Annotated in this window: 21 protein-coding genes; 9 read left to right on the top strand and 12 right to left on the bottom strand. The window is 68.7% G+C overall.

All coding sequences use genetic code 11. The features are described 5' to 3' along the window. Nucleotides 1-14 precede the first annotated feature (14 nt). Nucleotides 15-302 carry a GIY-YIG nuclease family protein gene (locus IEV99_RS09585; RefSeq protein ID WP_188517732.1) on the top strand — a complete coding sequence of 96 codons (288 nt, stop codon included), beginning with the start codon at nucleotides 15-17 and terminating at the stop codon, nucleotides 300-302. A gap of 165 nt (nucleotides 303-467) precedes the next feature. Continuing rightward, the gene (locus IEV99_RS09580) at nucleotides 468-740 is read left to right on the top strand and encodes a hypothetical protein (RefSeq protein WP_188517416.1); all 273 of its coding nucleotides are present in this window, start codon (nucleotides 468-470) and stop codon (nucleotides 738-740) included. A gap of 372 nt (nucleotides 741-1,112) precedes the next feature. On the opposite strand, the gene IEV99_RS09575 is transcribed toward IEV99_RS09580, so the two are convergent. The 4 genes from IEV99_RS09575 to arfB all read right to left on the bottom strand — a co-directional run bounded on the left by IEV99_RS09575 (nucleotide 1,113) and on the right by arfB (nucleotide 4,202). Continuing rightward, nucleotides 1,113-1,892: an RlmE family RNA methyltransferase gene (locus IEV99_RS09575; RefSeq protein ID WP_188517731.1), complete on the bottom strand. Its 780-nt coding sequence runs from the start codon at nucleotides 1,890-1,892 to the stop codon at nucleotides 1,113-1,115. A gap of 11 nt (nucleotides 1,893-1,903) precedes the next feature. Beyond that, entirely contained in the window at nucleotides 1,904-2,905 is a 1,002-nt protein-coding gene (locus IEV99_RS09570; protein WP_188517415.1) for a Ppx/GppA phosphatase family protein, read from the bottom strand. 295 nt (nucleotides 2,906-3,200) lie between these two features. Continuing rightward, on the bottom strand, nucleotides 3,201-3,650 hold the full coding sequence (locus IEV99_RS09565) for a response regulator (RefSeq protein ID WP_188517414.1): 450 nt from the start codon (nucleotides 3,648-3,650) through the stop codon (nucleotides 3,201-3,203). Between the two features lie 129 nt (nucleotides 3,651-3,779). After that, the gene (gene arfB / locus IEV99_RS09560) at nucleotides 3,780-4,202 is read right to left on the bottom strand and encodes an alternative ribosome rescue aminoacyl-tRNA hydrolase ArfB (RefSeq protein WP_188517413.1); all 423 of its coding nucleotides are present in this window, start codon (nucleotides 4,200-4,202) and stop codon (nucleotides 3,780-3,782) included. 108 nt (nucleotides 4,203-4,310) lie between these two features. On the opposite strand from arfB, the gene selD reads away from it, so the two are divergent. Beyond that, the gene (selD, locus tag IEV99_RS09555) at nucleotides 4,311-6,569 is read left to right on the top strand and encodes a selenide, water dikinase SelD (RefSeq protein WP_188517412.1); all 2,259 of its coding nucleotides are present in this window, start codon (nucleotides 4,311-4,313) and stop codon (nucleotides 6,567-6,569) included. Here the strand turns inward: selD and IEV99_RS09550 are convergent. Together IEV99_RS09550 and infA are read right to left on the bottom strand one after the other, a co-directional pair. Further along, nucleotides 6,528-8,000, bottom strand: a complete 1,473-nt coding sequence (locus IEV99_RS09550) for a DHA2 family efflux MFS transporter permease subunit (protein ID WP_188517411.1) — start codon at nucleotides 7,998-8,000, stop codon at nucleotides 6,528-6,530. The two genes, selD and IEV99_RS09550, sit on opposite strands and share 42 nt — an antisense overlap. Nucleotides 8,001-8,370: 370 nt before the next feature. Beyond that, nucleotides 8,371-8,649, bottom strand: coding sequence for a translation initiation factor IF-1 (gene infA, locus IEV99_RS09545; RefSeq protein ID WP_188517410.1), 279 nt, complete (start codon nucleotides 8,647-8,649; stop codon nucleotides 8,371-8,373). Nucleotides 8,650-8,992: 343 nt separating this feature from the next. On the opposite strand from infA, the gene IEV99_RS09540 reads away from it, so the two are divergent. Beyond that, entirely contained in the window at nucleotides 8,993-9,166 is a 174-nt protein-coding gene (locus IEV99_RS09540) for a DUF1328 domain-containing protein (RefSeq protein ID WP_188517409.1), read from the top strand. Here IEV99_RS09540 and IEV99_RS09535 read toward each other — a convergent pair. Together IEV99_RS09535 and IEV99_RS09530 are read right to left on the bottom strand one after the other, a co-directional pair. Next, a complete protein-coding gene (locus IEV99_RS09535; protein WP_244643719.1) occupies nucleotides 9,163-9,759 on the bottom strand; it encodes an MOSC domain-containing protein in 597 nt (198 codons plus the stop codon). The two genes, IEV99_RS09540 and IEV99_RS09535, sit on opposite strands and share 4 nt — an antisense overlap. 103 nt (nucleotides 9,760-9,862) lie before the next feature. After that, nucleotides 9,863-11,392, bottom strand: a complete 1,530-nt coding sequence (locus IEV99_RS09530) for a D-alanyl-D-alanine carboxypeptidase family protein (protein ID WP_188517407.1) — start codon at nucleotides 11,390-11,392, stop codon at nucleotides 9,863-9,865. A gap of 210 nt (nucleotides 11,393-11,602) precedes the next feature. Between IEV99_RS09530 and IEV99_RS09525 the strand changes: the two genes are divergently transcribed. Beyond that, nucleotides 11,603-12,403 (top strand): aldolase, encoded by an 801-nt coding sequence (locus IEV99_RS09525; protein ID WP_188517406.1) that lies wholly within the window; start codon nucleotides 11,603-11,605, stop codon nucleotides 12,401-12,403. Between the two features lie 409 nt (nucleotides 12,404-12,812). Here the strand turns inward: IEV99_RS09525 and IEV99_RS09520 are convergent, their stop codons facing one another. Genes IEV99_RS09520 through gnd form a run of 3 tightly spaced genes read right to left on the bottom strand, consistent with a single transcriptional unit; the run spans nucleotide 12,813 to nucleotide 14,862 of the window. Beyond that, nucleotides 12,813-13,355: an isochorismatase family protein gene (locus tag IEV99_RS09520; RefSeq protein ID WP_308469360.1), complete on the bottom strand. Its 543-nt coding sequence runs from the start codon at nucleotides 13,353-13,355 to the stop codon at nucleotides 12,813-12,815. After that, entirely contained in the window at nucleotides 13,352-13,864 is a 513-nt protein-coding gene (locus tag IEV99_RS09515) for a gluconokinase (protein ID WP_244643717.1), read from the bottom strand. The genes IEV99_RS09520 and IEV99_RS09515 overlap by 4 nt, the downstream gene beginning before the upstream one ends. Continuing rightward, a complete protein-coding gene (gene gnd / locus IEV99_RS09510) occupies nucleotides 13,861-14,862 on the bottom strand; it encodes a phosphogluconate dehydrogenase (NAD(+)-dependent, decarboxylating) (RefSeq protein ID WP_188517405.1) in 1,002 nt (333 codons plus the stop codon). The genes IEV99_RS09515 and gnd overlap by 4 nt, the downstream gene beginning before the upstream one ends. Before the next feature lie 429 nt (nucleotides 14,863-15,291). Between gnd and IEV99_RS09505 the strand changes: the two genes are divergently transcribed. From IEV99_RS09505 to IEV99_RS09495, 3 genes are all read left to right on the top strand, one after another. Next, a complete protein-coding gene (locus IEV99_RS09505) occupies nucleotides 15,292-16,377 on the top strand; it encodes a transglycosylase SLT domain-containing protein (RefSeq protein ID WP_188517404.1) in 1,086 nt (361 codons plus the stop codon). Nucleotides 16,378-16,425: 48 nt separating this feature from the next. Further along, nucleotides 16,426-17,247 carry an extensin-like domain-containing protein gene (locus IEV99_RS09500; RefSeq protein WP_244643715.1) on the top strand — a complete coding sequence of 274 codons (822 nt, stop codon included), beginning with the start codon at nucleotides 16,426-16,428 and terminating at the stop codon, nucleotides 17,245-17,247. A 68-nt stretch (nucleotides 17,248-17,315) separates the two neighbouring features. Beyond that, the gene (locus IEV99_RS09495; RefSeq protein WP_188517403.1) at nucleotides 17,316-18,488 is read left to right on the top strand and encodes a L,D-transpeptidase family protein; all 1,173 of its coding nucleotides are present in this window, start codon (nucleotides 17,316-17,318) and stop codon (nucleotides 18,486-18,488) included. Between the two features lie 264 nt (nucleotides 18,489-18,752). Here the strand turns inward: IEV99_RS09495 and IEV99_RS09490 are convergent, their stop codons facing one another. Further along, on the bottom strand, nucleotides 18,753-19,061 hold the full coding sequence (locus IEV99_RS09490; protein WP_188517402.1) for a GIY-YIG nuclease family protein: 309 nt from the start codon (nucleotides 19,059-19,061) through the stop codon (nucleotides 18,753-18,755). 400 nt (nucleotides 19,062-19,461) lie between these two features. Here IEV99_RS09490 and IEV99_RS09485 point away from each other — a divergent pair, with 400 nt between their 5' ends. After that, nucleotides 19,462-21,861: a thiamine pyrophosphate-binding protein gene (locus IEV99_RS09485; protein WP_188517401.1), complete on the top strand. Its 2,400-nt coding sequence runs from the start codon at nucleotides 19,462-19,464 to the stop codon at nucleotides 21,859-21,861. Nucleotides 21,862-21,928: the final 67 nt, after the last annotated feature.

Raw genomic sequence — 21,928 nt, 5'->3', positions numbered from 1 at the left:
GCATTATTGAGCGGATGAAAGCTCCCGCCGTTTACATCATGGCGAGCCAACGAAACGGCACGCTCTACACCGGCGTGACGTCGAACCTGCCCTCTCGCGTCCACCAACATCGCGAGGGCTTGCTGCACGGGTTTACGTCGCAGCACGCCTGCAAGCTGCTCGTCTGGTACGAGTGGCTGCCCACCATGCCCGACGCCATTTTCCGCGAGAAACAGCTCAAGGCAGGTTCACGGCTTGCGAAGCTGCTTCTCATCGAGGCGACTAATTCTGCGTGGCGGGATCTGTATCCAGATCTCGTCTGAGCGGATTCGAGACATCGAAGCCCTGCCCCGGCCTCTGGATTGCTTCGCCTTCGGCTCGCAATGACGGGAGGGTGGCCGGATGGCGAGGCCAGGGCCTCACTCCCCTTGCGGCGTCATGTCCGTCGCGGCATGGTGCGGCAGCTTCAGCGGAGCGTGTCGCCTGTCGTGATCAACCGGACGTCCATCGTCTTTGTCGCCGTTCTGGTCGCGTTCGGCGTGCTTCAGGGGCTGGCCTTCGCGCGGTGGCCGGAGCTGGAGAAGACCAGCGTGCCGAGCTTCCTGTGGCCGTTGATCCTGTCGTTGGCAATCGACGTCGCGATCCGGCCGGCCGTGGCCGCCGGCAAGCTGACGGACCTGCGCACCGAGACGCGCTTCGCCGGGCTGCTCGGCAGCGTGCTGGCCTTCATGGCAGTGCGCTGGGCCGTGCCGACGCTCTGAGGCGCGGCAGGCGCTGACTTGTTCCAGGCGCAGCAGTCAGCCGCGCTGTTCCTTTCACCCTCAGCAAGGACGCCTTCCCGAACCCCACTCCGTCATGGCCGGGCTTGTCCCGGCCATCCACGCCGACGCCCCGCGCGTGGATCCCCGGGTCAAGCCCGGGGATGACGGTGGAGAGACGAAGGAACATCCGCCTGGAAAGTGGAGCGTTGGGCACAAAAGCGAAAAAGCTACCCTCCCCACGAACGCCCCTCATCCTGAGGAGCATCGCCCCTTGGCGATGCGTCTCGAAAGATGAGGGACACCCGTGCGTTAGCCGGACCGTGCGAACTGGATCCGTCGCTTTTCGAGACGCAGGCCCAAGCGGGCTGCCCCTCAGGACGAGGGGCGTGGAGCCGAAGCCGGGTCCCACCCCGTTTCGCGGGGGTCATCGTCCTCGGGCGCGTCGAGCGCCTCGGCCGTCGCGGCCGCGCCCCTGCCCCGGAACCCGGTCGCCAGCACGTACAGCTCCGCCGAGTCGGCCCGGCTCGCGGCCGGCTTCACGTGTCGGACCGTCGTGAAATCGCGCTTGAGGTCGGACAGCAACGTGTTCTCGGTGCCGCCCTGCAGCACCTTGGCGACGAAGGCGCCGCCGGGCGCGAGGACCTCGCGGGCGAACGCAATGGCGAGTTCGGCAAGCGCCACGATCTTCAGGTGATCGGTCTTCTTGTGGCCGGTGGCGTTGGCGGCCATGTCAGACATGACCACGTCCGCCGGGCCGCCCAGCATGGCTTTCAGCCGCTCCGGCGCGTCCTCCTCGAGGAAGTCCATCACGGTGAATTCGACGCCCGGAATGGGGTCGATGTCCAGCAGGTCGATGCCGATCACCCGGCCCTTGCCCTTGCCGGAGCCCACCTTCCCGGCCGCCACCTGCGCCCACCCGCCAGGCGCGGCGCCGAGATCCAGCACCTTCTGGCCCGGCTTGAAGAGGTGGAACTTCTCGTCCATCTCCATGATCTTGTAGGCGGCGCGCGAACGAAAGCCTTCGCGCTTGGCGCGCGCCACGTAAGGGTCGTTCAGTTGGCGCGACAGCCACCGCGTCTGCGACACCGTGCGTTTTTTCGCGCTCTTGACCCGCTGCTTCAGGGATCGGCCGCCCGCGCGGCCGGAGCCCATGTCATCTGAACTCACGCGTTCGGCCTCCGGCCCGGAGCCCACACGCCATCTTCATCCATCAACTGCATCAAAATTCCTTCGCGCAGCCCCCTGTCGGCGATCCGCAAGCGGCCGGCCGGGAACGTGCGCCTGATGGCTTCCAGAATCGCGCAGCCGGCCAGAACGAGATCGGCCCGCTCATTGCCGATGCACGGATTGGCGGCCCGCTCGTCGAACGACATGCCGAGCAGGCGCTCCATCACGTCGGTGACGTCGCCGTCCTGCATCCATACGCCATCCACCTGCCGGCGGTCATAGCGCTTCAGGCCGAGATGCACGCCCGCGATGGTGGTGACTGTGCCGGACGTCCCCAACAGGTGAAACCGTTGGCAGCGCCGGGCGGAACCAACCTCCTGCGCGAATTCCGAGATGAGGCCCAGCACCTCGGCGACCATGCCCTCGAAGCCTTCGCGGTCCACATGAACGCCGCCGTGGCGTTCGGCCAGCGTGACGACGCCGACGGGCAGCGAGGTCCAGGCGCGCACCCGTTGGCGCAGGCTGCGGCGATCGCGCGCCGCGCCGGTCAGCCAGGCGAGCTCGGACGATCCGCCGCCGATGTCGAACAGGATCGCCCCCTCGGCGTGTGGATCGGCCAGCGCGGCGCAGCCGGCTACCGCCAGATGCGCCTCGGTTTCGCGGTCCACCACTTCGAGGTCGAGCAGCGCCTCCTCGCGCACCCTCTGGATGAACTCGGCGCCGTTCTCGGCCGCCCGGCACGCTTCCGTGGCGATCAGGCGGGCGCGGGTGACGCCGCGCGCCTCCATCTTGGTTCGGCACACCTGCAGGGCGTCGATCGTGCGGGCGATAGCGGCTTCCTTCAGCCGGCGTGACCCGCCAAGCCCTTCGCCCAGCCGGACGATGCGCGAAAACGCGTCGACGACGCGAAAGCCGTCGCCATTCGGGCGTGCGACCAGCAGGCGACAGTTGTTGGTGCCGAGATCCAGCGCCGCATAGGTGCGCCGTTCCTGGCTCATGCGCGAGCCCGCGACTGCGCCCGACGGCGCCGAACCGGCGTTCCGCCCAGGCTTCGCCAACAGCGAACTGCCAACCACGATCGGAGACGGACTCAGGGCTGCCGAAGAGCCCCGCGCGACCGATCCTGCTTCAGCAAACGCGCGAACTCCTCCATCTTCGACCGGCGACACCGTCGGCACCCCTCTATCCACTTGGATGAGAGCTTACCAACCGCGGCCGTCCTGTCACAACAAAAACGAAGCAAACACCCAACCATCGCGGTGCGCGTGTGGTGCAAAGCGCCAACTGGACCCTTCAGCGGCGGCGCAAGAGCTCCTTCATGAGCGGCGCTTCGCCACGTCCGAGATCAATTCGCCCGGATTTCACGATCGTTTCCACCCGGCCCCACAGGGCGCTATGGGTCAGCGGCTTCGAGACCATGTCCCGAATTCCGACGTCCAGGGCGTTGTCGATGAGCTCGGGGGAAGGCTGGCCGGTCATCAGCAGGATCGGGGCCTGGAAGTTCGGAACGCGCCGAAGCGCGCGGGCGACCTCGACGCCAGACACATGCAGCAGGTCGTCGGACACGATCAGCAGGTCGGGGTTCGACCTGAGCGTCAACTTGATCGCCGAAGGGCCATCCGTCGCGTCGACGAAACGCTTAACCCCGGCGATTCTCAAGGTGTCGCGCACGATGCGCCGCGTAAACTCGCTCGACTCCGCGACCAACACCAGCATATCGGGAAGTTTCGGTGCGCCAATCATGTCGTCATCCCAGTTGTTCGATGACCATGCGCTCGCGTTTGTTTCCACCAGTTGAACAGGATAGGTTAATTCAGGAAAATCTACGCAACTTAAACGGGCTTCTAATCCAGTATCTACTTTTGGTTGTAGCTACTCATCGCCGGAACCCGGGGAACGGAGCTTCTTCACGCCCGAGCGACGCGACTTTGATTCGAGCCGACGCGTCTTCGACGCCAGCGTCGGGCGCGTCGGACGGCGCACCTTGGGGACGTGCGTCGCGCGGCGGACCAGGTCGACGAGCTTTTCCAGCGCATCCTGCCGGTTCCGTTCCTGCGTCCGGAAGCGCTGCGACGTGATGATCAGCACGCCGTCATTGGTGAGCCGGCTGCCTGCGAGAGCCGACAGCCGCGTACGAACGTCGTCGGGCAGCGAGAGGCTGTTCGCCACGTCGAACCGCAATTGCACGGCGGTCTCGACCTTGTTGACGTTCTGCCCGCCCGGGCCCGACGCCCTGATGAAGCTCTCGTCGATTTCGCGCTCGTCGAGCGAGATGCGAGCCGTGATCCGGATCATGGCGCTCCGTTCCGCCTGCGACGGATCTTGCGGGGGACGGAACGCATGCGCAGAGTGCGAGCCGCGGCCGGCACATGAACGCACGGCCTTCGCCAGCGCAAGTCCCGGATGACGCCCAACAAGCACCCCGTCACGACCGATGTCGTCCTTGTCGGCGCGGGCCACGCCCATGTGGCCGTGCTGCGCATGGCGGCGATGAAGCCTGTTCCGGGCGTGCGCTACACGCTCGTGACGCGCGAGGTCCACACTCCCTATTCGGGCATGCTGCCGGGGCTCGTGGCCGGGATCTATGGCTTCGACGACGCCCATATCGACACCGGGCCGCTGTGCCGGATGGCGGGCGCGCGACTCTTCGGCGACGAGGCGATCGGGATCGACCTCGCCGGGCGTCGGGTGATCTGCCGCGACAGGCCGCCCGTTCCGTTCGACCTGTTGTCGCTCGACATCGGATCGAGCCCCAACACGGGCGACATACCGGGCGCCGACCAACACGCCATCGCGGTGAAGCCGATCGACCGCTTTCTGGCCGCCTTTGAGGCGTTGCGCGCACGGGTGCTGGCGGCCGGCGGCGCGCGCCGGTTCGCCATGGTGGGCGGCGGGGCCGGCGGGGTGGAGTTGCTGCTGGCCGTACAGGCTCGCCTTCGGCAGGACGTTGCTGTGGCCGGGCTCGACCCGAACCGCCTCTCGTTCACGCTGGTTTCCCGCGGAGATGACATCCTGGAGGCGTTTCCCGAGTCCTTCCGCCGCAAGGTCGCGGGCGTCCTCAAGGAGCGCGGGATTTCGGTGCGGACGGGGGCGGCCGTCGCAGCCGTATCGACGGGCGCGGTGACGCTCTCGTCTGGCGAGACCCTCGCGGCCGACGACGTGCTGTGGACCACGCAGGCGGCCGCGCCGGCGTGGCTGCGCGAGACCGGACTGGCGCTGGACGAGCGCGGATTCGTGCGGGTCGGGCCGACGCTGGAGAGCGTGTCGCATCCCGGGGTGTTCGCGGCCGGCGACATCGCGGCCTTCGAGGCGCGTTCGCTGCCGAAGTCCGGCGTCTACGCGGTGCGGGCCGGGCCGGTGCTGGCCGGCAATCTGCGCCGCGCCGCCGCCGGCAAGGCCGGTGCGCCGTTCAGGCCGCAGCGGGAGGCCATGTATCTCCTCGCCACGGCCGACGGCCGGGCGGTGGGGTCGCGCAACGGCTTCACCTTCGCGGGCCGCTGGGTATGGCGCTGGAAGAACCGCATCGATCGCAAGTTCATGGATCGATTCAACAACCTGCCGCAAATGCCTGAGCGCGAATCCACAACCGACGGCGCTTTCGCGATGCGCTGCGGCGGCTGCGGGGCCAAGGTCGGCGCTTCCGTGCTGACCGGCGCCCTCGCCGACCTGCGCCCGCACCGCCGCCCCGAAATCGTGCTCGGCCTCGACGCCCCCGACGACGCCGCCCTCCTCGACCGCGGCGGGCCGGAGCTGGAGATACAGACGGTGGATTTTTTCCGCGCGCCCGTGGACGACCCGTGGACGTTCGGGCGCGTGGCCGCGAACCATGCGCTGTCGGACGTGTACGCGATGGGGGGCGAGCCCGTGAGCGCGCTCGCGATCGTGACGCTGCCGCCGGCGTCCGAGCGGGCGCTGCGGGCGGACCTGGGCGCGCTCATGGCGGGCGCCAACGCGGCGCTCGCGGAGGCGGGCTGCGCGCTGGTGGGCGGGCACACGGGCGAAGGCGCGGAGCTCGCGCTCGGGTTCGCGGTCACGGGCTCCCTCGCGCGCGGGCGCGCGCTCGCGAAGGCGGGCGCCCGGCCGGGCGACGCGCTGGTGCTCACCAAGGCGCTCGGCACGGGCGCGCTGCTGGCCGCCGACATGCGCGGCCGCGCCAAGGCGCGCCATGTGCAGGCCGCGCTGGCGCAGATGACGCACTCGAACGCGCAGGCCGCCCGCATCCTGTGCGCCCACGCGCACGCCCTCACGGACATCACCGGCTTCGGCCTCGTCGGTCATCTGGGGGAGATGCTGCGGGCCTCGGGGGTGGGGGCGGAGCTTTGGCCGGAGCGCGTTCCGGCGCTGGAGGGGGCCCGCGAGGCGCTGGCTCAAGGCGTTGCGTCGACGTTGCAGCCGGAAAACCTGCGGCAGCGCACCGCGCTGCACGTACCCGCGCTGGCCGAGCGGAACCCGTTGCTGTTCGACCCGCAGACCTCCGGAGGCCTGCTTGCGGCCATGCCGGCCGAAGCTGCCGCCGGCTGCGTCGAGGCGCTGCGGGCGGCCGGCTATGCGGCTGCGGCGATCATTGGGCGCATCGGCGAGCCGGGCGCGCCCCTGATCAGCCTCGCCGACGACCCGCCGTCAGGGCTTGTCGGCGGCGCCGAGCTTGGCCGCGACGGGTGAGCCGCCCGCCACCGGCCGCGCCACCAGCGCCTCCCCAGCCCCCAGCGGCAGCAACCGCCAGAAGATAAAAGCCGAGATCATCGAGATCACGCCAATCAGCGCGAACACGTAAGGAAAGTGGCTGCGGTCCAGCACTTCGCCGCCGAGCGTGTGGCTGGCCAGTTCAAGGCCGAGCGCCGCGATGGAGACGCCGACCGAGCCGGACAACTCCTGCAGCACGGTTGCGAAAGTCGTTGCGCGCGACAGCTTCTCCACCGGCATGTCCGCATACGCGACGGCGTTGATGGACGTGAACTCGAGCGACCGCAGGAATCCGCCGATCACCAGCAGCGCGGTCATCAGCACCATCGGGGTGTTGGGCCCGAACAAGCCCGGCGCGGCGACAAAGATCGACGAGATCACGGCGTTGATCACCAGCACCTTGCGGAAGCCGAAGCGGCGCAGGATGGGCGAAGCCACGATCTTCATCACCAGCGCGCCGACGCCGGCCGCGAAGGTGGTGAGGCCCGATTGAAACGCGTTGAACCCAAGGCCCGCCTGGAGCAGCAGCGGCAGCAGAAATGGCGTCGCGCCGACGCCGACGCGAAACATGAACCCACCCGTGACGCTGGCCCGGAAGGTCGGCAAGCGCAGCAAGCGCAGGTCGATGAGCGGCGACTCGGCCTTGAGCGCGTGCCGCACATAGATCGCGAGGAGCAGCAATCCACCGATGATCAGCGCCGCGACCCCATAGCCGGGGAGCAGCCCAAGGCCCGCCAGCGTTGCACCGGTCAGCGACGCGGCCAGCCCCGGCCCCACCAGCAGGAACCCCACCGTATCGAAGCGCGTCCGGACCTCCTCGCGGATGTCCGGGATATGGATGGTGGCCAGCACGATGCCGAGGGCTGCGACCGGAATGTTGATCCAGAAGATCCAGCGCCAGTTCAAGTACGTGGTGATGAAGCCCCCCACCGGTGGCCCCATGATGGGGCCAATCAGCGCCGGAATGGTGAGCCAGGCGAGCGCATCCACGATCTGGCTTCGGTCGATCGTTCGCAGCACGACGAGTCTGCCGACCGGAACCATCATGGCGCCGCCCATGCCCTGCAGCACGCGCGCGGCGACAAGGCTGGCGATGTCCGAGGAAAAGCCGCAGCCGATCGACCCGAGCGCGAACACCCCCATGGCGAGGCGAAAGATCGTACGGGCGCCGAAACGGTCGGCCAGCCATCCGGACGCGGGAATGAAGATCGCGAGCGCGAGCAGGTAGGACGTCAGCGCCAGCTTGAGATGGATGGGATTCTCGCCGAGGTCCGCCGCAATGGCCGGCAGAGAGGTGGCGAGGACGGTGGAATCCAGGTTTTCCATGAACAGCGCCGTCGCGACGATCAGCGGCACCAACCGCTCGGGCGGCAGGGCGACGCGAAATCTCGTTGGCGCGGGGGGCGGCATGGGCAATCGGCTCCCGGGGGGCTGGCGGCCGGACGGCCCCCAATGCCACGATCGTCCCGGATGTTCCACCACGAGGGCGATCATTTTCCCGCGGGCATGCCTGCCTTGCGCGTGGGCGCCGCCTCGCGGCCCCATCGCCGGACGTTGCGGCTTTCCGCCGTCATTGCGAGCCGAAGGCGAAGCAATTCAGTCTCAAGGCCCAGCCTGCCGCTGGATTGCTTCGCTCGCGCTCGCCATGACGGGAGGGCGGTCCCGAGGTAGCGGCCGCTCGGCTCCGTGCACGCCGGGGACGCTGCGCGCGCCACCGGAGGGTCGCGGAGGCGCTCGTCCCTTGCGGGCCGCGCTCACCGAGCAAAGCCGCGCAGGGCCGTCAGCGGCGGCGGAATTGGCCGCGCTGCGGCGGGCGGGCGCCGGGCGGGCCGGCGCGCTCGTCCTTGTGGCGGAAGATCAGCCTGCCCTTCTCGAGATCGTAGGGCGACATCTCCACCGTCACGCGATCGCCCGTGAGCGTCTTGATGCGGTGCTTCTTCATCTTGCCGGCCGTGTAGGCGACAATCTCGTGGCCGGTGTCGAGCTGCACGCGAAAGCGCGCATCCGGCAGGATCTCGGTGACGAGACCCTCGAACTCCATCAATTCTTCCTTCGCCATTGCCAGTCCCGCGATGGTTCTTGCGGAACCGCCGTGTCGGCGCGCGGCGGTCCAAGGGGCGTCCCGGGCGCTTTCAGCCGCACCCCGGCGTTCATGCAGTCGACCGGACGCCGGAGCGCCATCCGCAACGTGAACGGCTGCGGGGTTCGGTTGTGATCCTCATATGAGATTTCGCCGCGGCCCCGCAAGCCGCAAGCCTGCCTGACAGGGCGCGAGGCCCTGGAATAAACCCAACATTCGCAAGGGGCGCGGCAAGGAACCTTCCTGCCCCGCTCGCGGTTAGCTCCGCAACTTCAACTCACGTCCCGGGCGCGCCCCGGAGGACGGCAACGGGAGCGACGCAATGCTGAAATGGGCCCTGATCTTCCTGGTGATCTCGATCATCGCGGGCGCGCTGGGATTCACGGGCGTCTCGGCGGCGGCCAGTCGGCTCTCCAAGATCCTCTTCGTGGTGGCGCTGCTGATCTTCGTCGTGCTGCTGGTGCTCGGCCTGATGGCCGGCGAAGTCATCTTCTAGGCATAGACCCACTGCTCGGGGATGCGGATCTCCACCGTATCCCCGACGCGGATCACCCCTGCCCTCTCCACCCAAGCCACGAGCCCACGCTTGCGCGCGGCCTTGCGGACGAAGTCGAACGGCATGCCGGCGTCCCCGCCGACGTTGCGGGCGATCATGCGGCCCGGGCCCTTGCAGGGCACGTTCTGCTCCTCCACGGCCAGCGACGCCGCGGTCGGAAAGAACAGCCGTGTGCCGCGCGGCAGCATGGACAGCGACGGCACGCCCTCGATCACCAGGTTCGCGCCCAGCCATTCGGGACGGATCTCGGCGATCCCCATACGGGCCGCGACGTCGGCCAGCTCCTCCGAACACACGATGGAGATCTGCCGCGCGTTGCGGATCGGCGTGCCGCGCGGATACCACGGCACGCGCGCATCAGCGGCCCGGGCGTACCCGCGATGGCGCTCCCCGAGCAGGCCGTCGAGCGCTATGCCTTCAAGGTCGACGCTGATTTGCGGAACGTCCCGCGTTTCGAAGGTATCGCCATCGGCGATCATCACCCGGCCGACAATGGCGGTGAGCTTGCGGGCAGGAACGATATCGCGCGTCATGAGGGCCTCCGCGGCCATCCCTACGCGGTCGGGATAGGGCTGTCAGCCCCGGACGGCCCGACGGCGAAGGGAAAGACGCGCTCCGCAGCCAAGCTTGGGGTTGCTACCGGATCGCCCCCGGCGGCATCCAGGGGCCAGCGGTCGCGGCTTCGTTGGCGGGGCCGGCGGACGCCATGTCCATCGCCGGGAGGCTGGCTCCGATGGCGGCGGGTGAGCGGCGCGGCCAGGGCGCCCGGTTGCGAATGTTGGAGGTGAGGACTTGGATCCGCGAACCCACGGCCGTTTCGGCCGCCGTTTCGCGGACGTGCACGGCGACCACGCGGGCGACCACGCCGGCGGTCGAGAGCGTCGCCGATCCGGGAAGCGCCAGGCCGAAACGCCGGCGCGCGACGACGCCGCAGCCGAGCGCGAGTGCGCCGAGCACGGACAGGATCATGGGCATGTGCGAGCCGCCGGCCGGCGCGGTCATGATCGACGCGGTTGTCACCGGATCGAGGTCGACGGCCTTGGCGGGAGCCGCCGCCGGATCAAGCGCGACAGCGTTGGTCGCAGCGCCGCTCGTCGCCGGGACGGTCTTCGCTGGAACCTGGGCGGCCGCGATCAGGGCGGAGGACGCGGCCGGAGTCGCGGCCGTGGCCGCGCCCGGCAGCGGCTCGGGCCTGGCGGCGGGCTTCGCGACCGAAGCCGTCTGCGGCGGAAACACGAGCGGGGCGCTCGCCGCGTAGGCGAGCGGCGCGTCCTTGGCGGCTCCCGCCACCAGCACGGGGGCCGGCGCGGCGTCCCCGATGGTGCGGTTCACGAGTTCAGCCATCTTGTCATCGCGGCTCTTCTGGGTGGTGCCGCCCATCACAACAGCGATCACGCTGCGGTCGCCGCGCCGTACCGAGGCCAGCAGGTTGAACCCGGACGCATTGGTGAAGCCGGTCTTGATGCCGTCCATGCCTTCCAGGCGGTTCATCAGCCGGTTGTGGCTCGGCACCTTGGCGCCTGCGTATTCAAAGCTCTTGGTGGCGAAATAGCCGAACAAGTCGGGAAAGCGCTCGCGCACCGCCTTGCCGAGCAGCGCGAGATCCCGCGCAGTGGTGATCTGCTGTTTGTTGGGCAGGCCCGACGCGTTCACGAACAGCGTGTTGCGCATGCCGAGCTCCTGAGCCTTCTCGGTCATCTTCTCGGCGAACGCTTTTTCCGTGCCGGCGAGGTTCTCGGCGATCACCACCGCGACGTCGTTGGCCGAGCGGGTGACGATGGCCTTGATGGCGTCGTCGACCGAGATCGTCTCGCCCTTCTTCACGCCAAGGCGGGAGGGCGCCTGCGTGGTCGCGAAATACGACACCTGGAGCGGGGTATCGAGCTTCATCGCGCCCTTCTCAATCTGCTCGAACAGCAGATAGAGCGTCATCACCTTGGTGAGCGAGGCCGGGTGGCGCTGGCCGTCGACGTCCAGCCCGTACAGCACCTTGCCGCTGACGGGGTCCAACACCATCGCGGACTGCGGCGGGGCCCAGCCGCCCGCCTTGGTGGAGCGACGCTTGGCCTCGGCCGGCGCCGAGAGGAGAAGAAGGGCCGCGCACAGCAGCCACACACCTGTCGCGACGCCCGAACGAACGCGGGCCCCCATCGCGAACCGCTCCATGTCCTCACTCCAACTCAACGCGCAATGCAACAAAGCCCCACGGACGACCAGAGCGCGAAAACGGTGAATCACGCGTTAAACGATCGAAATTTACCGATATTTCTCAGCAGGGTTGCGCACCCGGTTGGGCTCACCGGCGCTTGACAGCGGCGCCTGCGCCATGGACCGCTTGCCTTTCGCATGCAGCGCCCACGTCTTCGGAGTTCGATCATGGCCCACGCCCTCACCCCCTCCGCCACGCCGCCCCGGGCGGAAGAGGGCGCGAACCAGCCGGACCTCGACGGAGAGGCCGTCTGGGAGGCGCGGCGCGACCTTGCGGCCTGCTTTCGCATGGCGGCTCGCAACGGCTTCGAGGAGGGCATTTGCAACCACTTCTCGGCGCTCGTGCCGGGCTATGACGACCTCTTCATCGTCAACCCGTACGGCTATGCGTTCCGCGAACTCACGGCGAGCCAACTGCTGATCTGCGACTTCCACGGCAACGTCGTGTCGGGCGATGGGCAGCCGGAGGCGACCGCCTTCTTCATCCACGCTCGAGTGCACAAGAACCTGCCGCGCGCCCGCGTGGCGTTCCATACGCACATGCCCTACGCGACGGCGCTTTCCATGACGGACGGCGACCCGTTGATCTTCGCCGGCCAGACCGCGCTGAAGTTCTACGGCCGCACCGCCGTTGACGAGAACTACAACGGCCTTGCGCTGGACGAGCGCGAAGGCGACCGCATCGCTGCGGCGGCCGGCGACGCCGACATCGTTTTCATGAAGCACCATGGCGTCCTGGTGCTCGCGCCCACGATCGCGGAGGCCTGGGACGACCTTTATTATCTCGAGCGCGCCTGCGAGGTGCAGTGCCTCGCCTTGGCGACGGGCCGGAGCGTTACGCCGGTTTCGACGGCAATCGCCGAGGCCGCCTCCCGTCAGATGCGTGAGGGCGACGCCGAGTCGGCCAGGCTGCACCTGCTCAGCCTTCGCCGGCAGCTCGACGCCGAGGAGCCTGCCTACCGCACCTGAGGACGCCGAGCGAGTTGGCGCCCTGGCGCACACCCTCCACCGTCATCCCCGGGCTTGACCCGGGGACCCACGCGCTGGGCTCCCGCGTGGATGGCCGGGACAGGCCCGGCCATGAGGGAGAATGGCTCGGCCTACCGCACGTGAGGACGCCGAGCGAGTTGTTGGCCTGACGCAAGCCCTCCACCGTCTTGACCCGGGGATCCACCCGCTGGGCTCACGCGTGGATGGCTGGGAAAAGCTCGGCCATGGCGGAGAATGGCTCGGCCTACGGACTGTGAGAACGCCGAGCGAGTTGGCGCCCTGGCGCACACCCTCCACCGTCATCCCCGGGCTTGACCCGAGGATCCACGCACTGGGCTCACGCGTGAATGGCCGGAACAAGCCCGGCCATGACGGAGAATGACCCGGCCTACTTCACCAGCCGCAGCACGTCGCGGAAGCCGGGGTGGCGGGCGTCGCCCAGCCATTCGAAGGCGACCATCTCGGCGGTGACGACGGTCGCGCCTGCGGCCCGGAGGCGCGCGACGGCGACGTCCTTGCTCTCCGCCCTGCGCGAACCAATGGCGTCCCGAACGAGCCAGACCCGGCGCCCGGCTTCGATCAGCCCGAGCGCCGTCTGCATGACGCAGACATGCGCCTCGCAGCCGACCACCACGACCTCGCGCTCCGCCGGCAGCAGGTTGAGGAAGCCGGGCTCGCGCATGGCGTCGAACGTCATCTTTCGAAAGACCGCTGCGCCGTCCGTCAGCAGCTCCGGCGCCGTGCCGCCGAGACCCTCGGGGTTCTGCTCGGTGTAGACGACCGGAACTCCGAGGATTCCGGCCGCGTCGATCAGCCGGCGGGCGTTGGCCATCGCGGGCGCGCCGTCGTGGATGGACGGCATGAGCCGTCCCTGGAAGTCGATCACGAGCAGGACGGAGCGAGCCGCCGCCATCGTGAGCGCGGCGCTCACGCGCGCAGGCCCAGCCGGGTGAGGATGTCCTGCACCACCGCCTTGGGGCTCTGCTCCACCGACACGTCCAGCACGTGCTCGTCCGGCGCGGGCCGCTCCAGCGCGGCGAACTGGCTGTCCAGCAGGCTCGTCGGCATGAAGTGGTGCTTGCGCGCCGCCATGCGGCCGGCGATCAGGCCCTGGCTCGCGACGAGGTGGATCATCCGCACGCCCGGCCGGCCGCCGGCCAGCACATCACGGTAGGCGCGCTTCAGCGCCGAGCAGGTCACGATGGCGCTGGTTCCGGCCGCGAGGTTCTGGTCGATCCACGCCGCGATGGCGGCGAGCCACGGCGCGCGGTCCTCGTCGGTCAGGGCCTCGCCGCGCGTCATCTTGGCGATGTTGGCGGCGGGGTGGAATTCGTCGGCGTCCCGGTAGGGCCAGCCCAGCGCCTTGGAGAGGTTGCGCGCCGTGGTGGTCTTGCCCGACCCCGCGACGCCCATGATCACAAGCACGGTGGGGCCGCTCACGCCTTGGGGTCCTTCGGGAGGGCCGGCTTGGGCTCGACATGCCCGCCGAACCCCTTGCGCATGGCCGACAGCACCTTCTCGGCGAAGGTGTGGTCCTGCCGCGAGCGGAAGCGCGTGTAGAGCGCGGCCGTCAGCACCTCGGCCGGCACGGCCTCCTCGACGGCGGCCTGCACGGTCCAGCGGCCTTCGCCGGAATCGTCCACGTAGCCCGAATACCCCGTGAGATCCTCGTCGGCCGCAAGCGCCGTGGAGGTGAGGTCCAGCAGCCAGGACGTGATCACGCTGCCGCGCCGCCACACCTCGGCGATGTCGGCGACGTCCAGGTCGAGCCGAAGCTCCGGCGCGAGCTGCGGGCTGTCGGCGTGGCGCAGGATGTCGAAGCCCTCCGCGATGGCCTGCATCATCCCGTACTCGATGCCGTTGTGGATCATCTTCACGAAATGCCCGGCGCCATTGGGCCCGGCGTGCAGGTAGCCTTGCTCCACGCGCGGGTCGCGGCCGTCGCGGCCGGGCGTCGGCGGGATGTCGCCCGCGCCCGGGGCCAGGGCGGCGAAGATCGGATCCATCCGCTTCACCACGTCCTCCGGCCCGCCGATCATCAGGCAATAGCCGCGCTCGAGACCCCAGACGCCGCCGCTGGTGCCGACGTCCAGATAGGCGAGGCCCTTGTGCGCGAGTTCGCCGGCGCGGCGGATGTCGTCCTTCCAGAAGGCGTTGCCGCCGTCGATCAGCACGTCGCCGGGGGAGAGCAGCGCGGCGAACTCCGCGATGGTCGCCTCGGTGATCGCGCCCGCGGGCAGCATCAGCCAGATGTGGCGCGGCGCCTGCAGGCTCGCCACCATGGCGGCGAGGTCGGCGACCGCCGTGGCGCCGTCGGCCGCGAGTTGCCGGCCGGGCTCAGGATTGCGGTCATAGACCACGCATTCGTGCCCGCTCCGCATGAGGCGGCGCACGATGTTCGCGCCCATCCGCCCCAACCCGACCATTCCGAGCTGCATCTGCCTCTCCGCTCAACCCTGCAACCGCCGCTGGCGCGACGCCGGACCGAACGGGAAATGGCGAGCGCTGTCAATGGAGGCTCGCCAGCGAGAAGCTCAAGCTGGGTGAGTTGGACGGGAAAGTAGAACGATCTACCCTGGATGATAAAGACGGAGATTCTTTATTCGCGCTGTGTCGCCAAAAGCACATCGAGCTTCATCGCGGCCATGTCGGGGCGATCAATGGCGCAAAATGGCGCGAATCACTCCGCTCAAGCTTGTCGGATGTTCAGCAGCGACCTCGCAGGGCCAAAGAACACATCCCGTCATGCCATCAGTACGATCACGCAGGCGTGAGCATGTGCCCCATTCCAGCCACATCCGGCCGTCAAGGACCCGTTAACCAACGACGAAGAGCCGCCCGCCAGCGGCAAAATGCTCGGAGCAAGTATGCGAGGGTCAATCGCCGAGATGCCGGCGTCCACCGACGCCGACCTTCCCGCGACCAACGCGGCAAAGGCCGCCGTGTTCCCGAAAAAGACGGGTCCCGCCACCAGGGCGGTGCGCTGGTGCTTGGCCATCGTGGCCGGCACGGTTCTGTCGGGCATCGTCCCGGCGGTCGCGACCGCGCCGTCCGTGGCGTTCGTTCCTGCCAAGGAGTTCGACAGCTCCAAGCTGCCCTCCATCGCCTTGGCGATCGCCCACAGCGTTCCGGGCTTCGCCGAGCGCAGCGTAACCGGCCGCATCTTCGCGATGCCGAGCGACGCCTCGGCTGATGCGCCCGGCGGCGAGCTGCACCTGCCCGAGGAAAGCCCTGTCGCGATTGGCCCCGATCCGGAGGAGAAGCTGCGCTTCGGCAGCCTCGGCGTGCCGCGCAAGATGGTGATGACCATGCTGCGCGCGGCCGAGCAGGCGGAGGTCGACCCCGTCTACCTCATGGCGCTGGCCGACAAGGAGTCGAGCTTCCGTCCGGAGGTCCGCGCCTCCACGTCCTCGGCCGAGGGCCTGTTCCAGTTCATCGAGAGCACCTGGCTCGAAGTCGTGCACGACTACGGCTCGCGCCACGGCCTCGCCTTCGAGGCGTCCGCCATCGACACCGCCGGCGACAAGCCTGCCGTGAAGGACCCCGAGATGCGCACGCGCATCCTCGAGCTGCGCCGCGACCCCTATGTGGCGGCCGTGATGGCCAGCGAGCTGATGAAGCGCGACCGCGCCCAGGTGGCGTTCCGCATCGGACGCGATCTCAAGCCCGCCGAGCTCTACCTCACGCATTTCCTCGGCCCGTCGGACGCCGCGTCCCTGCTGGAGCTGCAGCGCAGCAAGCCCACCACGGCGGCTTCCAAAGAGTTCAAGGCGGCCGCAAAGGCCAACAAGAACATCTTCTTCGCCCGCAAGGGGCGCCGCCTGAAGCCGCTGAGCGTAGCCGAGGTCTACAACCTGATCGACTCGATGATCGGCCTGCGCCTCGCCCGCTACACCGGCGTAAGCGCCTTCGGGACGCCGACCGTCACGGCTTTGGCGGCCGATCCGAGCTGATCGACCGCTTTCGCCCGAACCTTGGCGTGGGCGCGGCGTTGAGACGCCATGCCCATGCTTCGCTCCAGCCTGGTTTTCATCTTCGTCTCGCTCGCGACGGCGCTGGCCGGCGCGCATGCCGCCTCGGCGGCGCCACCCTCCGGCGAGAGCGCTGCGCCGCTTCCGCCGGAGCGCCCGCCCGAGCTGTCGTCTCCACCCCCTGCCGCGGCCGAAGCCGTTCCGCTGCCGCCTGAGCGGCCGAGCGACCTCGCCTCGCCCCAGCCCGCGCCCCAGAACGGCAAAGCTCCCGAACCGGCGCCCGCACAGCAAGCCGCCGCGCCGCCCCCGGACGATGATCCCGAATGTCCCGAGCGCCTGGCGCGGCTCGGCGTCAGGTCCAAGGCGCTGCCCGCCATCGCGGAGGGCGCCTGTGGGGCTACGACGCCGCTCGAAGTCGCAGGCCTGCCCGACGGCGTGGCGGTGTCTCCCCCGGTCACGCTCACCTGCCGCGCCGCCGAGGCGCTGGCGCTCTGGTCGCGCGACGTGGTCGGCGTCGCGGCCGACAAGGAGCTGTCCGCCCCGTTGTCGCGCATCGTGATTGGCACCTCCTACCAGTGCCGCTCGCAGAACCACCAGCAGGGCGCCAAACTCAGCGAGCACGCCTTCGCCAACGGCGTCGACGTGGCGGGTTTCGAGTTCCACAAGCACGCGGCCGTCACGATCGGCAAGGCCGATCCCGAAGGCCCCGAGGGGCGCTTCGCGGACGCGTCGCGCACGGGCGCTTGCCGCCTGTTCACCACCGTCCTCGGCCCCGGCACGAACGCCGAGCACGCCGACCACCTCCATCTCGACATGCGCGACCGGCGCAACGGCTACCGCATCTGCCAGTAGGCGGGAACATGCGCCGCCCCACGGCATTGTCTCAGTTAGCAAGGTGCGGAAGTTCAAGGAGATTTCGGATGCGTCGCGTGGCTTGGGTTCTCCTTCTCGGCGCCGTCGCGTGTCCTCTCGGCGCGCAGGCGAAATCGAGTGCGCCGAAGTTTGATCTCGAGGCCGTGAACGCCGCCGGACTGCCGCCCGAAGCCGCGCCCCCGAAGGCCGGCAAAGCTAACGCGAAGGCGCCGCCCGCCAAGTTCCAGCCCGGCTATCTCAAGGCTCAGGTCCTGCTCGACCGCCAGCATTTCTCGCCCGGCTCGATCGACGGCAAGGACGGCGAAAACTTTCACAAGGCGCTTACAGCCTTCCAGCAGTCCCGGCAGCTTCCGGTCACCGGCAAGCTCGACCAGGCGACCTGGGTCGCCCTGAACCAGGACGCCAAGCCGGCGCTGACGCGCTACGAGATCAAGAAGTCCGACATCAAGGGGCCCTTCACCAAGACAATCCCCGCCCAACTCGAAAAGCAGGCCAAGCTCGATCGCCTGGGCTACAAAAACCCGAAGGAGATGTTCTCCGAGCGCTTCCACCTCGAGGAGGCGCTGCTGGCGCAGCTCAATCCCGGCAAGAGCTTCAAGAAGGCCGGCGACGAAATCGTGGTCCCGGACGTCGCGCGCGAGGGTGGCAAGATCAAGGTGTCGCGCGTCGAGATCGACAAGCAGGCGCGCCTGCTGCGCGCCTTCGGCGAGGACGGCGCGCTGGTGGCCGCCTACCCGGCCTCCATCGGCAGCGACGACAAGCCGGCCCCGAGCGGCTCCTTCAAGATCACAGGCGTCGCCCGCAACCCGGTCTATCACTACAACCCGAAATACGCGTTCAAGGGTGTGAAAACCAACGAGCCCTTCACGGTCGCGGCCGGCCCGAACAACCCCGTCGGCGCTGTCTGGATCGACCTGTCGGAGCCCAGCTACGGCATCCACGGCACGGCCGAACCCAGCCGCATCGGCCGGACCTACTCGCACGGCTGCGTCCGCCTCACCAACTGGGACGTTTCCGACCTGGCCGGCATGGTCAAGAAGGGCGTCGAGACCGTCTTCGAGGACACGTCGCCGCCCCAGATCGAAACCGGCGCAATCGCGCAGAAGTCGCCCGAGCCGCAGGCTGCGCCCGCCCAGGCAGCCCCGCCCGCAGTCGCGGACGCGAAAGCCATCCCCAGCTTCGTGGCGGCCCCGCCGTTGTCGGCCACCAAGGCGAAGTGAGGCGCACGGCGGCTCTTTGGCGGTTTGACGCCATACGGGGTTGAGCTACCTGGACTCCCTCGTCCTTCGAGACGCAGGCCCAAGCGGGCCTGCTCCTCAGGATGAGGGGCGTTGGTGCTGGACTTGGTGCAGTGGCCTTCAGCCGAGACGGATGTTGGGAAATCTCAACGCGGCGCTGGCCCACAATCCCCTCATCCTGAGGAGCATCGCCCCTTGGCGATGCGTCTCGAAGGACGAGGGACTCCAGTGTGCGCCAACGGAGAGCTAAACGGCCTGCATACGCACGCGCCTGCTGGACAGTTGAGACAAAAGCTCGAACTCTCCGCGGATATAGGCTTCCTTTTTTTCCCGCCGCCACCCCTTCAACTGCCGCTCGGCCGCGATCGCGTCGAGCACGCGCTCGAAATGCACCGCATGGGCGAGCGTTACGGGTCGGCGCCGGGCCGTGTAGGCTTTACCCGACAGCGCCAGATTGTGTTCGCTCACGCGTGTTCCGACATCCTTGCGTGTAACGCCGACGTAGAAGCTGCCGTCGACGCAGCGAAGGATGTAAAGCCAGCACCCCTGATCCATGCCGCCCGTCTCCGGATCGTTGCAGCTTAGCTTGAGCTCGAGTGGCCTATTCAAGCAAGCACGACAATGGTGCGCACTGGAGCCCTCGTCCTTCGAGACGCAGGCCCCAGCGGGCCTGCTCCTCAGGATGAGGGGCGGTGATGAAGCTGCAGCTAGCATTCTGAGTCACCCACCGTCCCGTCATCCTGAGAGCCTGGCCGGAAAGTCGTTCTAACACCCCCGATACCCTCATCCTGAGGAGCAGGCTGTCTTCGGCCTGCGTCTCGAAGGCCGAGGGACTCCAGAATGCGGAGTGCTCAAGCCGCCGAGACGCAGGCTCGAGCTGGTCTGGCGTTAAGGTCGTGTGGCCGCCGAACCGCGAGGAGCTTGCAACCGCGAGCGGCGCCCCGTTCAATGCGGCATGACCGACGCTCGCATCCCCCTTCTTCGTGAACTCGAACGCCGCGTGTCCTGGCTCGCGGCGTGGACCATCCATAACGCCAATCACATCCGCCCGGCCGGCGAGGTGAAGGTGGGCGGGCACCAAGCGTCCTCGGCGTCGCTCGGCGCCATCATGACGGCGCTCTATTTCGCGGCCCTGCGACCGCAGGACCGGGTGGCGGTGAAGCCGCACGCCTCGCCGATCTTTCATGCGATCCAATATCTCGCTGGCAACCAGACCCGGGAGAAACTGGAGAACTTTCGCAGCTACAAGGGCGCGCAGAGCTATCCGTCGCGCACCAAGGACGTGGACGACGTCGACTTCTCCACCGGCTCCGTCGGCCTCGGCGTAGCGCAGACGCTGTTCTCGTCGCTGGTCCAGGACTACGTGTCCGCGCATGGCTGGATGAAGAACCGCCCCGAAGGTCGGATGGTGAGCCTGATCGGCGACGCCGAGATGGACGAGGGCAATATCTACGAGGCCCTGATCGAGGGCTGGAAGCACGGGCTCCGCAACACCTGGTGGGTGGTGGACTACAACCGCCAGTCGCTCGACTCGGTGATCCGCGAAGGGCTGTGGAAGAAGTTCGAGCAGATCTTCGCCAATTTCGGCTGGGATGTCGTGATCCTGCGCCACGGCTCGTTGCAGCAGGCCGCTTTCGCGGAGCCCGGCGGCGACACGCTGCGCGACTGGATCGAGCGCTGCCCCAACCAGCTCTACTCGGCGCTGACGTTCCAGGGCGGCGCGGCCTGGCGCAAGCGCCTGCTCGACGAGATCGGCGACCAGGGGCCGGTGACGCAACTCATCGAGCGCCGCTCGGACGATGAGCTGCAGGCCCTGATGGTGAACCTCGGCGGCCATGACCTGCCCAGCCTGCTGGAGGCGTTCGAGCAGGCTTCCACGCATGACCGGCCGGTTTGCTTCATCTGCTACACGATCAAGGGCTACGGCCTGCCGCTCGCCGGCCACAAGGACAACCACGCCGGGCTGATGACGCCGAACCAGATGGAGAGCTTCCGCGCCCAGATGGGCGTGCGACCGGGCCATGAGTGGGACAAGTGGGAGGCGGCGGGCGCCCCGGCGGCGGAGCTGGAGGCGTTCATCGCCAAGGCGCCGTTCTTCCGCGAAGGCCGCCGGCGGCTGAGCGCCGAGGCGGTGCCGGTGCCCGAGACGCTCGTGACGCCCGCGCCGGGCGGCAAGCCGGTGTCGACCCAAATGGGCTTCGGGCAGATCCTGAACGAGATCGCGCGCGAGCAGAGCCCTCTGGCGGAGCGCATCGTCACCACCGCGCCGGACGTGACGGTGTCCACCAATCTCGGCCCCTGGGTGAACCGGCGTGGACTCTTCGCCCGCGAGAGCATGGCGGACACCTTCAAGGCCGAGCGCATTCCGTCGACCTATGCGTGGGAGTTCGGGCCGAAGGGGCAGCATTTCGAGCTCGGCATCGCCGAATCGAACCTCATGATCATGCTGTCGGCGCTGGGGCTGTCGCACTCCATCAACGGCGTGCGGCTGCTGCCCATCGGCACCGTCTACGACCCGTTCATCTACCGCTCGGCCGACCAGCTGAACTACGCCTGTTACCAGGACGCGCGATTCCTCCTTGTCGCGACGCCCTCCGGCGTCACGCTGGCGCCCGAGGGGGGCGCGCACCAGTCCATCGGCACGCCGCTGATCGGCATGGCGCAGGACGGGCTCTGCGCCTTCGAGCCGGCCTTCGTGGACGAGCTTTCGGTGATGATGCGCTTTGCGTTCGACTACATGCAGCGCGACGGCGAGGGCGACCCGGACGAGACCACCTGGCTGCGCGACCAGACAGGCGGCTCGGTGTATCTGCGCCTGTCGACGCGGCCGCTGGAGCAGCCGCACCGGGCGATGACGGCCGAACTCAGCCGCGACATCGTCAACGGCGCCTACTGGATGCGTCCGCCCGGCCCCAACGCGAGCGTGATCGTCGCCTACCAGGGCGTGGTGGCCCCGGAGGCGATCGCCGCCACGGGGCTCCTGGCCGAGGACCGGCGGGACGTGGGGCTCCTCGCCATCACGTCCGCGGACCGGCTGAACGCCGGCTGGCAGGCCGCCGAACGGGCGCGGCAGCGCGGCATGCACGACGCAACGAGCCACATCGAGCGGCTGCTGGCGCCGTTGTCGCGCGATTGCGGGATCGTCTCGGTGCTGGACGGCCACCCGGCGACGCTGGCCTGGCTGGGCGGCGTCCATGGCCACCGCCAGAAGGCGCTGGGCGTGGAGCATTTCGGCCAGACCGGCACGATCGCGGACCTCTACCGCCACCACGGCATCGACGCCAACGCCATCGTGCACGCCGCGCAGGCGGTGAGCGCCGGGCGGACGGTGCGGTATCTGAAGGCGCTGCCGTGAACGTGCGCTCGTCAGAGGCGCGCGCCCCTTCTCCCCCCGGGAGAAGGTGGCCCGAAGGGCCGGATGA

It is taken from the genome of Alsobacter metallidurans, from assembly GCF_014636935.1.
GTDB classification, from domain to species: Bacteria; Pseudomonadota; Alphaproteobacteria; order Rhizobiales; family Beijerinckiaceae; genus Alsobacter; species Alsobacter metallidurans.
Note: the sequence above shows the minus strand (reverse complement) of the source record. Positions and strands in the feature narration are given on the sequence as shown.